15 protein-coding genes are annotated in these 10105 nt (G+C 64.1%); 6 read left to right on the forward strand and 9 right to left on the reverse strand.

Features of this window, described 5'->3' with window-relative positions; all coding sequences use genetic code 11:
* Positions 1-7 precede the first annotated feature (7 nt).
* The 3 genes from J2X38_RS12795 to J2X38_RS12805 all read left to right on the forward strand — a co-directional run bounded on the left by J2X38_RS12795 (position 8) and on the right by J2X38_RS12805 (position 2963).
* Complete coding sequence (locus tag J2X38_RS12795) at positions 8-454, forward strand: DUF2231 domain-containing protein (protein WP_310254597.1); 447 nt, start codon at positions 8-10, stop codon at positions 452-454.
* A complete protein-coding gene (locus J2X38_RS12800; protein ID WP_310254599.1) occupies positions 451-1794 on the forward strand; it encodes a sorbosone dehydrogenase family protein in 1344 nt (447 codons plus the stop codon). The genes J2X38_RS12795 and J2X38_RS12800 overlap by 4 nt, the downstream gene beginning before the upstream one ends.
* A gap of 158 nt (positions 1795-1952) precedes the next feature.
* Complete coding sequence (locus J2X38_RS12805; RefSeq protein WP_405053457.1) at positions 1953-2963, forward strand: cation diffusion facilitator family transporter; 1011 nt, start codon at positions 1953-1955, stop codon at positions 2961-2963.
* On the opposite strand, the gene J2X38_RS12810 is transcribed toward J2X38_RS12805, so the two are convergent.
* The 3 genes from J2X38_RS12810 to J2X38_RS12820 are packed head-to-tail and all read right to left on the reverse strand — an operon-like array spanning position 2960 to position 5971.
* Positions 2960-4033: a response regulator gene (locus J2X38_RS12810; protein WP_310254602.1), complete on the reverse strand. Its 1074-nt coding sequence runs from the start codon at positions 4031-4033 to the stop codon at positions 2960-2962. The genes J2X38_RS12805 and J2X38_RS12810 overlap by 4 nt on opposite strands.
* The gene (locus tag J2X38_RS12815; protein WP_056350270.1) at positions 4030-4476 is read right to left on the reverse strand and encodes a response regulator; all 447 of its coding nucleotides are present in this window, start codon (positions 4474-4476) and stop codon (positions 4030-4032) included. The genes J2X38_RS12810 and J2X38_RS12815 overlap by 4 nt, the downstream gene beginning before the upstream one ends.
* Positions 4469-5971, reverse strand: coding sequence for an ATP-binding protein (locus J2X38_RS12820; RefSeq protein WP_077029163.1), 1503 nt, complete (start codon positions 5969-5971; stop codon positions 4469-4471). The genes J2X38_RS12815 and J2X38_RS12820 overlap by 8 nt, the downstream gene beginning before the upstream one ends.
* 261 nt (positions 5972-6232) lie before the next feature.
* On the opposite strand from J2X38_RS12820, the gene J2X38_RS12825 reads away from it, so the two are divergent.
* Positions 6233-6586 (forward strand): response regulator, encoded by a 354-nt coding sequence (locus J2X38_RS12825; protein ID WP_310254605.1) that lies wholly within the window; start codon positions 6233-6235, stop codon positions 6584-6586.
* A gap of 19 nt (positions 6587-6605) precedes the next feature.
* On the opposite strand, the gene J2X38_RS12830 is transcribed toward J2X38_RS12825, so the two are convergent.
* Positions 6606-6863 carry a hypothetical protein gene (locus tag J2X38_RS12830; protein ID WP_310254607.1) on the reverse strand — a complete coding sequence of 86 codons (258 nt, stop codon included), beginning with the start codon at positions 6861-6863 and terminating at the stop codon, positions 6606-6608.
* A gap of 125 nt (positions 6864-6988) precedes the next feature.
* On the opposite strand from J2X38_RS12830, the gene J2X38_RS12835 reads away from it, so the two are divergent.
* Complete coding sequence (locus tag J2X38_RS12835) at positions 6989-7204, forward strand: DUF2945 domain-containing protein (RefSeq protein WP_056350261.1); 216 nt, start codon at positions 6989-6991, stop codon at positions 7202-7204.
* Between the two features lie 68 nt (positions 7205-7272).
* On the opposite strand, the gene J2X38_RS12840 is transcribed toward J2X38_RS12835, so the two are convergent.
* The 5 genes from J2X38_RS12840 to J2X38_RS12860 all read right to left on the reverse strand — a co-directional run bounded on the left by J2X38_RS12840 (position 7273) and on the right by J2X38_RS12860 (position 9554).
* On the reverse strand, positions 7273-7758 hold the full coding sequence (locus tag J2X38_RS12840) for a nicotinamide-nucleotide amidohydrolase family protein (protein ID WP_310254610.1): 486 nt from the start codon (positions 7756-7758) through the stop codon (positions 7273-7275).
* A gap of 1 nt (position 7759) precedes the next feature.
* Complete coding sequence (locus J2X38_RS12845) at positions 7760-8260, reverse strand: hemerythrin domain-containing protein (RefSeq protein ID WP_062179512.1); 501 nt, start codon at positions 8258-8260, stop codon at positions 7760-7762.
* Positions 8261-8329: 69 nt separating this feature from the next.
* Positions 8330-8812, reverse strand: coding sequence for a DUF421 domain-containing protein (locus tag J2X38_RS12850; RefSeq protein WP_056350254.1), 483 nt, complete (start codon positions 8810-8812; stop codon positions 8330-8332).
* Positions 8812-9375, reverse strand: coding sequence for a hypothetical protein (locus J2X38_RS12855; RefSeq protein WP_310254615.1), 564 nt, complete (start codon positions 9373-9375; stop codon positions 8812-8814). Before J2X38_RS12855 ends, J2X38_RS12850 begins: the two co-directional genes overlap by 1 nt.
* Positions 9372-9554 carry a DUF3606 domain-containing protein gene (locus J2X38_RS12860; protein ID WP_152682330.1) on the reverse strand — a complete coding sequence of 61 codons (183 nt, stop codon included), beginning with the start codon at positions 9552-9554 and terminating at the stop codon, positions 9372-9374. Before J2X38_RS12860 ends, J2X38_RS12855 begins: the two co-directional genes overlap by 4 nt.
* Before the next feature lie 259 nt (positions 9555-9813).
* On the opposite strand from J2X38_RS12860, the gene J2X38_RS12865 reads away from it, so the two are divergent.
* Entirely contained in the window at positions 9814-9990 is a 177-nt protein-coding gene (locus J2X38_RS12865; RefSeq protein ID WP_310254618.1) for a hypothetical protein, read from the forward strand.
* Positions 9991-10105: the final 115 nt, after the last annotated feature.

The following is a 10105-nucleotide window of genomic DNA, read 5'->3' on the forward strand; positions in this document are numbered from 1 at the left end:
GATCAATATGGCAACGGCCCCATCGCCTCTCACCGACCCGCCCTATCGCCGACACGCGCCCCATCCGCTGCACGCCATTCTCCTCGCCTTTCCGGTCGCCCTGTTCAGCAGCGCGCTCCTTTCCGACATCACCTATCTCAACAGCGCCGAGATGCAGTGGAGCAATTTCTCGGCCTGGTTGATCACGGGCGGGCTGATATTCGGGGCTCCGGTGCTCCTGTGGTCCGCCATAGCATTTATCCGAGGCCGAAAGCAGCTAAAGCGCGGGCCTGCCATCGCCTATTTTCTGCTGATCCTCGTTATGTGGATCGCGGGCCTCGTGAACGCCTTCAAGCATAGCCAGGATGCCTGGAGTTCGGTCGGCACGACCGGCGTGACCCTCTCGGCCTTATCCACACTTGCAGCGATTGCCGCCGCCTGGCTTCTCCACGCAGCGAAGGAGCCCCGCGCATGAACCGCCAGACCTCGCTTGGCCTCGTCGCTGCGGCGGCGCTAGCAGCCGCGCTCGCCGGCTGCGGCAAAGGCGATGAAAAGCTCGACCAGACGGGCACCAGCCCGAGCCTGCCGAGGATCGACGAGACGCTCGTCCCACCGATGAAGATCGCCAAGCCTGCAGGATGGAACGGCGAGCTTCCGACCGTTCCCGCCGGTTTCAAGATCGTGCCGGTCGCGACCGACCTCAAGATTCCGCGCCAGATTTTCGTGCTCCCAAATGGCGATATCCTCGTCGCCGAAGGGTCCGGCGGCCATGCGCCGAAGCTCCGCCCTAAGGATGTGATCGCGGGCTATATCAAGAGCCTCGGAAAATCCTCGGTGAAGGGCGGCGACCGCATCACCTTGCTGCGCGACGCGAATGGCGACGGCAAACCCGAACTTCGTACCAGCTTCATCGAGGATCTCGACGCGCCCTATGGCCTCGCGCTCGTCGGGAACGACCTTTATGTCGCCAATCAGGGTGCGCTGCTGCGCTTCGCCTACACGCCGGGCGCGACGCGCATCGCGGGCAAGGGCGAGGAAGTGACCAAGCTCCCGGCAGCGATCAATCATCACTGGACGAAATCGCTCGCCGCGAGCGCGGACGGGTCGAAGCTTTATGTCGGCATCGGCTCGAACAGCAATATCGGCGAGCGGGGAATGAGCATCGAGGAGGATCGCGCCGTCATTTGGGAGGTCGATGCCGCCACCGGCGCGAGCCGCATCTTCGTCTCGGGCATCCGCAACCCGACCGCCCTCGCCTTCGAGCCATCGTCGAACATCCTCTGGGCGGTGGCGAACGAACGCGACGAGCTTGGCGCCGAGCTCGTACCCGATTATCTGACCTCGGTGCGCGAGGGCGCTTTCTACGGCTGGCCCTACAGCTATTGGGGACGCCATCCCGACCCGCGCGTTCATCCACAAAAGCCCGAGCTCGTCAGGACCGCAGTCACTCCCGATTATGCGCTCGGTTCGCACGTCGCGCCGCTCGGGCTGAGCTTTGCGACCGAAGGCGGGCTGCCGGGCTATGAGACGGGCGCCTTCGTTGGAGAGCATGGCAGCTGGAACCGCCAGACTCTCGCCGGCTACAAGGTCAGCTTCATCCCCTTCGCCAACGGACGTCCTGCCGGCAAGCCGAAGGATTTCGTGACCGGCTTCATCAAGGACGGCAAAGCGCGCGGCCGCCCGGTCGGCGTCACCTGGGACCCGGCGCGCGGCGCGCTCTGGATCGCCGACGATCTCTCGAACACGGTGTGGCGCGTCACCGGACCTCGCGCGCTCGCGATGGGATCACCGGTCGCTGCTGCAGCCAGCAAATGATAATCAGGCGGAGCCGCCCGGCTTGGGACATAGCGACGCGTCTCGGGAACGTGCCGCCCCGCCGGGCGTAGCTGACCCATGACGCGTCCCATCCCCTGTCTATCGATATCGAGAGCCTGCGCGGCCCCTTGGGCCGCGATGGCGAAGGTAGCTCGGTGATAGACCAGTCTGATACGGGCAAGCCGCGCTCGAGGGCGCATCATATCAGGGCGAACATCGTGCTTTACGGTGCGCTCTTTGCCAATCTCGGCATCGCCGTCGCCAAATTTGTCGCCGCGGCGATCAGTGGTTCCTCGTCGATGCTATCGGAAGGGGTCCATTCGCTCGTCGACAGCGGCAATCAGATGCTGCTCCTCTACGGCCAGGCGAAGGCAAAGCGGCCGCCCGACAATCGTCACCCCTTCGGCTACGGCCGCGAACTTTATTTCTGGGCGTTCGTCGTCGCAATCCTCATCTTTGCCGTCGGAGCCGGCATTTCCATCTACGAAGGCTGGGTTCACTACCGGGATCCCGAGCCGCTTCGCGATCCGACGATCAACTATGTGGTGCTCGCCATCGCCTTCCTGCTCGAGGGTGCGTCGTGGGGGATCGCGGTGCGCGAGTTCAACGCCGGGCGGCGCGGGCTCGGCTGGTGGACGGCGGTGCGGCGGTCGAAGGATCCTGCAGGTTTCATCGTCCTGTTCGAAGACAGCGCCGCGCTCGCCGGCCTCGCCATCGCCGCCGGCGGCATATGGCTGAGCCATGCGACAGGGGATCCGCGGATCGACGGCATCGCCTCGATGGCGATCGGCGCAATCCTGGCGGCGGTCGCGATCCTTCTAGCCCGCGAGGCGAAGGAGCTGTTGATCGGCGAGGCTGCGGACCCCGAACTGATCGCGCGTATCTGGACCATCGTCGAACGGCGCCGCGAAATTACAGCGGTCAATCATGTGCGCACGATCCACACCGCACCCAATTCGATCTTCGTCGCGGTAAGCGCCGACTTCGAGGATCGTCTCGCCATGGGTGAGGCCGAGACGTTGATCGAGGCGATCGAGGCCGAGCTCAAGGCCGCGTCGAGCGATATCAGCTCGATCTACATCCGCCCCGAAAAGCAGTCCGATGCGCTCGTCCAGCCTGGCCCGTCAGCGGCGGCCGAACCCGCGCGGCAGCCGCGCGGCGCAAACTAGGCTTTGAGCTCGCCCGGTCGCAACTGGATCCGGATGAGCGCGCTCGTGCCCGGCATATCGCGCGATGCATCGACCGCGCCGTAAGAGACAGCCGCCTTGTGGGTCCGCGCCAAAGCTTCGATGAGGCGCGTTCCGAGACCTGTGCCGCGCGCCGTTCCGTCGGACGGCATCCCTGCCCCGTCGTCGACAACCGCGAGTTCGAGCAATGTCTCGTCGGCCCGGCGAAGCGATATCCGAATCTCGCCATCATGGCTGTCGCCATAGGCATATTTGCACGCGTTGCTCACCCATTCGTTGGCGATCATGCCGAGCGCAACGGCCTTGTCGGTGGCCACACGCATGGGCTCGACGTCGGCGATGACACGCCGCGCGGCGACCCCCGTCGACCAGGTTGCCGAGAGATCCTCGGCAAGGCCGCCCAGATAGTCGTCCATCGCCACATATTCGACGTCGTCTGTGGTGTAGAGGCGCCGGTTGACTTGCGCGACCGTCGCGATCCGTTGCTGCGTCTTCTGCAGCGCCTCGCGGGCGGCGGGATCGGCGATCGTCTTCGACTGGAGGGCGACGAAAGACATCACCATCTGGAGATTGTTCGCGACGCGGTGGTTCACTTCCTTGAGCAGCGCTTCCAGCCGCGCATTGGTCGCGCGCAGCTCGCTCTCCACCTCGGCGCGCGCGCGCCGAAGCTGGGCACGCTCGAGCACCTGTTCGAAGCTCGAGGCCAAGAGATCGAAGAAATCCTCGCCGACCGACTTTACCACATAATCGTCGGCACCCGACTTCAACGCCGCCACGGCGATGCGGCTCTCCTCGGAGCCCGTCACATAGACGACGGGCGGGCAGTCGCGCAGGGCGCGAAGCGCCTCGAGCGTGGCAAGCCCGTCCTGCCCGGGCATATAGTGATCGACGGCAACGAGATCGAAGGCAGTGACCTTCGCCATGTCGACGCCCTCGCCGCCGCTTGCCGCGACGCTGACTTCATAACCTTTCCGGCCAAGCGCGCGCGACGCAAGCCGCCGCATGCCGTCGTCGTCATCGATATAGAGAATGTGGGCCAGGGCGGGTCTCAAGCCGGGTCGGGATCGGGAACCTGGATCACCGACAGGAAGAGACCGAGCTGGCGAATGGCGTCGGCGAAATTCTCATAGTTCACCGGCTTGGTGATATAGACGTTGCAGCCGAGGTCGTAGCAGCGCTGGATCTCGATCTTGTCGTCGGTGGTCGTGAGCACGACGACGGGCGTGCGGCGCAGCGGACTGCTGTCGGCCTTCAGCCTGGCGAGAATGTCGGTCCCGCTCATGTCGGGCAGATTGAGGTCGAGCAGCACGAGCGCCGGCCCGTTGCGCACCGGGCCCTCCGCCGCATCGTACAGGAACTCGAGAGCCGAGGTGCCGTCGAGAAAATGATGGATCTTGTTGGAAATGCCGGCGCGCCGGATGTTCTTCTCGATAAGGCGCGCATGCCCCTCGTCGTCCTCGATCATCACGATGTTTACGGGCAGTTGGTCAGGCATCTTCTTCTCCGCTTTGCCACACGAGGGGCAGGATCAGCCGAAAGGTGGAACCCGCACCGAGTTCGGACTGGATTTCGATATTACCGCCGAGGCGATAGGCAAGCGCGCGGGCGTGGGCAAGACCGATCCCCTCCCCCTGCTGGTCCTGGACGCCCGACCTTCGGAAGAGGTCGAACACACGTTCGTGATCGCGCGGCTCGATGCCGCGACCATTGTCGGCGACCGCCACCCAAGCGCGCCCGAGATCGGCGCCCCCGGCTATGCGAATGATCCCCGCCCGCCCCGGCTGCGAATATTTGAGGGCATTTTCGATGAGATTCGAGAGGATCTGCTCGACCGCGACCCGGTCATTGATCACGGTCGGCAGGTCCGACACTTCGACCGTCGTGCCGGTCTCGTCGATGCGGTGCTGCAGGCTGCCGACGATCGCGCCCACGACGTCGCCGAGAGCAAGCGTTTCGGGCGCGAGCGTGCGGCGACCCTGGCGCGAGAGATTGAGGATCGCGTTGATCAGCCGGTCCATCTTCTGCGTGGAGGTGCGAATGAAGCCGATCGATTCCGGCAGATCCTCCTCGATCGCGAGCCGCGTCGCGGCGTCGGGCGCCTTCCAGCCCTGCGCATCGCCCTGTTCGAGATAGCCCGAGATCGCCTTGCGCGCGGTCTCGAGTTCGGCCGTGAAACCCATCACATTGACGAGTGGCGAACGCAGATCGTGCGACACGATATAGGCGAAGCGCTGGATTTCGGCATTGGCGCGCTTGAGTTCGCCCGTGCGCGCATCGACCAGTTCCTCAAGCCCTTCGTTGAGACGGCGAAGTTCCGCGCGCGATGCGCGGAGCTCGACGAGATTGTTGCGAACGAGGAGCAGCGTGGCGGCTGCAACGACCAGCAGGAGAATGCCGGTTCCGATCAGCGTCAGGGTGAACAGCGACTGTGTGCGCTGCTGGCGTGCTTCGCGATCCTTGAGGAGGGCGAGTTCGCTCTCGAGCATCGTCTCGACGACCGCGCGCGCAGCGCGCACCTCGAGCACCCCCTTGTCGTTCGCGAAGTCGGCGATCAGTGCCGAGCGGTCCGTGCCGCGAAGGCCGAGAGTCGCCTGGTAATGACGGCCATAGGCGTCGAGATGCGCGCGGAGCCTGGCGGCGCGGCCGCGCTGGTTTGGATTGTCGCTAATCAGCGCCTCGAGCGAGGCGAGCTGGGCGCGCGACCGGTCCTCGGCCTCATCCATGATCGCCGCGAAGGCCGGGTTCTGCGTGAGGATCAGCCCGCGGCGCGCCGTTTCCATTCGTTCGGTCGCGCTGGCGAAAGCCCCGAGATTTGCCTCGACAGCGAGCGTGTGCGCCACCTTTCGGGCGTCGGCCTCATTCTGGCGCTGCACATAAAAAGCAGTCAATGCCGCCGCGAGGAGCGCAACAAATCCGATCGTCAGGAGAAGGATGATGAGGCGACTCGCCCGCGTGTCGCGGCCGAGCGACGAGATCCTGGCCGATTCCATCGATATGCCCCTCGGCCCGGTCGAACAATTTGTGCCGTTGCATGCACTGCCATGCCCTTCGTGGCAAGCAGCCTTGCTAGCCCTATCAGCCGAGATTGCAGGCGGTCTGGGTGGCGATTAACATGGATCAATATGATTTTGGATGAGGGTCGCCGATGCTCAGGCGTAGGCGCGGCACCGGGAGGACATTCACTCGGATGCCGCCGTAAGTCGAGCTTCGTGAGCGCGCCGCAAGCGCCTCGCAGATAATGCAGGAAAAATATGCCCAAAAGGATATTGGTCGTCGAAGATGATCCACTTGTCGCCATGATGCTCGAAGATGCGCTGGGCGCGCTGGGGCATGATATTGTCGGGGACGCCGGCGATATCGCATCGGCGCTCAGACATATCGCGACAGGCGAATTCGATGCCGCGATTGTAGACGTCTACCTCGAATCCGGCTTGCCTTGCGATGCGGTAGCCGAGGCTCTCGCGGCACGCTCGATCCCTTTCCTTGTCGCGACGGGCGGTTTTGTCGGTCAGCCCGGCCCCTGCTGGAACGATCGGCCGATCCTTGCGAAGCCTTTCACCGTCGACAGCCTCGAAGCCGCGCTAGCCAGCCTCGCTTCAAAATGACGCAAGATCGCACCGCCGATCAGAGACCTGCTTTCTCAAGGGCGGCGGCGACCTCGCGATCGGCCGCATCCGACCCTTGGGGTGCCAGCCGATTGAGCAATGTCTGAATCCGCTTCTGGGCGACGTGCAGAGCCTTGTGGCGTACCTCGCGTTCGCGATTGGTCCGCCAGGATCGGCTCTCCCCGAGCAGCGCGGCCCATTTCGCCTCTTCGGCGGCAAGCACGGCCAGAGCAAGCCGCAGACCGTCGCGCCGACCGCGCGCGTGATCGTCATTCATCGCAGCCTCCCCACCGTATTCGGCAATCGCATCGAAAGAGCCTGCGACAGATGTCTTCCTGCTCGCCGCTCCAAGAGAGGAACCTTTCCCGCGCACGCGGACTGTTTCTTAAAAGGAGAGCGACCATGAAAGACGAACCCAAGAAGGGCGACGAGGTGACGTGGAAGAGCCACGGCGGACGCGCCGAGGGCAAGGTCGTGCGAAAAGTGACGAAAGCAATGGACATCAAAGGCCATCATGTCGCGGCATCGCCGGCGAACCCCGAATATCTGGTCGAAACGGCCGAAGGCAAGCGGGCGGCCCACAAGGCTGGGGCCTTGAAGCGGAAAGCGCCGCGCTAAGGACGGCTGCCAAACTCGGCTCTGCTCCCGCCTCCGATCCCGCCCGCCGGAGCGCCCGCGATCCTCGTTCACGATGCCGCATCGATCATGATCTGTAGCGCTGCGGCCACGGCCTGATCGAGCACATTGCGGCGCCCGATATCGCCGAAATGAAAATCCATGACCCGCACCGCGTCGGCGTCGGCCGCGCCAATGTAGACAAGGCCTACCTCTTCGCGGCCTTCGCGAGGGCCGCAGAACCCCGTGATCGCAATTGCAATGTCGGCATGGCTTGTCCGAAGAGCGCCAGTCGCCATCGCGGCGGCGACCTCGGGATTCACCGCTCCATCTCGCTCGGCGTCTTCTCGGGCGACGCCGAGCATCTCGCATTTGGCCTCGACCGAATAGACGATGAAGCCGCGCTCGAGATGAACTCCGAGCGCGGCATCGGCTGCGAGAACCGCTGCGAGCTGACCGCCGGTGCAGCTTTCGGCTGTCACGAAACGCAGCGTCGTTCCGGCCAGATGCCGGGCCAGCTTGCGCGTCCGCCGTTCGATCAGCGTTGCAGCGCTCACCCTACATCGTGGCGAGTTCGGCGGGGGGAAGACCCGCGGTCTCGGCCTGACGCTTCAGCTCCTCTTTCCGGGCAAGCATCCTTTCGCCGAGTGCGTCGAGGTCGACGTCGGCGGCACGCGCCTGCTGGAACATATTGTCGTGCTGCTTTTCCTCTTCCTTCACATGATGCTTGATCTCTTCCGACAGCACCGTGACCTTCGCCTCGAAAAATTCGTCGTCAGGTCCCGAGGCGACGATATCGTTGATCAGGATCTTGGCGCCATCATGCTCGACATAGGCTTCCTTGAGGAGATCGTCGTCGATCTTTCCCTTGAGCGCCGGATAGAAGACCTCCTCCTCGATCTGCGCATGGATTTTGAGCTCGGTGCAGATCCGGTCGGCGATCTTCGCCTTGCGGTCGGTGCCGCTGGCCTTCTCGAATTCCTCGAACAGGGCTTCGACGGCACGGTGATCGGCCGCGAGGATATGGGTGGCGTCGGTGTCGACTTCGGTCGGTTTCATGGCAGTCTCCATCGTCATGCCCCGCGCCTGTTCAGCGCGCGGCGAGCCCGAAAGTTGCGCTCGATCCGCTCAAACCGCGCCGTCGTCGGCATCGCGCTGGCGCGACGCGCCTTCGGACCGCTTGATGAAGCTGATCTTGCCCTGCGGCTCGAGGATCGCCCATTCCACGTCGGAAATGTGGGCAATGCCCGCGAGCCGCATCTCGGACTCGATCTCGTCGGCGGTAAGCCGGTCGCGGTGAAGATTGTCGCGGATGATCTCGCCCTGCTTCACCACGACGCGCGGATGGCCTTCGAGCAGATTCTTGAGCCGCGGAAAGAGATAGGTCGCCCAGCTCAGGGTGAGCGCCCAGAAGGCGAAGGTCACGATCGCGAGCAACGCGCCGGTCAGGCTGAAATCATTATGGGTGACGCCCTGCTGGATGAGGTCGCCCATCACCACGAGCAGAACCAGCTCGAAGGGCGTCATCTGCCCCAGTTCGCGTTTCCCCATGAGACGGAGGAGCGCATAGAGCAGGAAAAACATCGCACTCGCGCGAAGGACGATATCCATCAGGGCAGGACCTTGATCTCTAGCGGCATGCTGCCGAGCCGCTGCTCGCCGTCGAACAGCGCAATCTCGCCCTTGGTTCCTGCGAAGAGCGGCGGGTTGATCTGGCCATCGATCTTGACGACCAGCGTCTCGCCCGCGCGAAGCTCCCCATAGGAGAAACGATAGGCGCCGTCCTTGTAGCTTTCCTCGGCGGCGGCGGGGAGCATCGTGTTGATCGTCATGTCGGTCCAGAGCGACGGGGGGACCGCAAGCACCGCATCGGAAACATCGCGGATCGCCTCGACACGAATGCGGGTTTCGAAAAACTCGCCGTTGCGAATGACCGAGGGCGTCTTCACCTCGAGCCGCGCTGCTCCAAAATCCTCGACGCGCAGTGGACTAGGCTGGCCACCGACGAGGCCCGATAGCGCGACGGCGACGATGGCAGCGAGCAGGACGAAGGAAACGGGGCTCGCGTGGCGGTGCCAGCGCTGCCCGGAGATCATCTTCTGGCTGATTCCGTCCGGGCGACGGCTGTTCGCTGCAGCCGCGTCGCCGCCCGTCCCCTCGGGGCCCGCCGTCAAGCGAGGGGCTCCGGCCACGGCCGCGCGAGATAGGTACGAACCGCATCGGCGCGATCGCCGACTGCCGCGACCGCGATCAATATCTCGGACTGGCTGACGCCCAATATGCGCGCCCAGGCGAGCATCGCGTCGGGCGCGCTTCGATCGATGCGGTCAAATTCGAACTGTTGGTGGATCACGCCCGTCTCCCGTTGATGATGACGGGCGAACGCCTGCAGGGTACAAAAGTTGCGGTTCGGCGACGATCGCCGAAGGGCGTTCGCAGGCGTCAGGGAATGGCCAAGCCTCGCCGTCGTCACTCTTTCATGCGCGCCGCGAAACGCCGCGATGCGGCCAAAGTTGCGCACGGCGGCGAAGATAAATCTGGGCGATCGCAGGCAACTTTCGCCCGCGTCCAAGGGTTTCTCGGACCAGAACCCACAGCCAATGGAGAGTATCATGAGCGTCAAGGGACAGATCAAGGAAGCTGCCGGCTATGTGAAGGAAGAAGCCTTCGAAAACGGCGACAGCCCCGAGGCCAAGCGCAAGGCGCAGGAAGGCCGCGACCTTCGCAACGAAGGCCGCATCGAAGACGGCAAGCCGCCGAAGACGGGTACTCCCGGCACCGAAAAATAATCCTCCCGCCAAGTTGATGGCCCCCTTCGGGTCCGCGCATGCGGACCCTTTTTTTTTGGCTGGGCGCCCCGGAGCAGCTGAGGAGAATTCGCATTGACCCAGAGCAAGTCGGCCG

The sequence above is a fragment of the Sphingopyxis sp. BE235 genome, from assembly GCF_031457175.1.
In the GTDB taxonomy this organism is placed as follows: Bacteria; Pseudomonadota; Alphaproteobacteria; order Sphingomonadales; family Sphingomonadaceae; genus Sphingopyxis.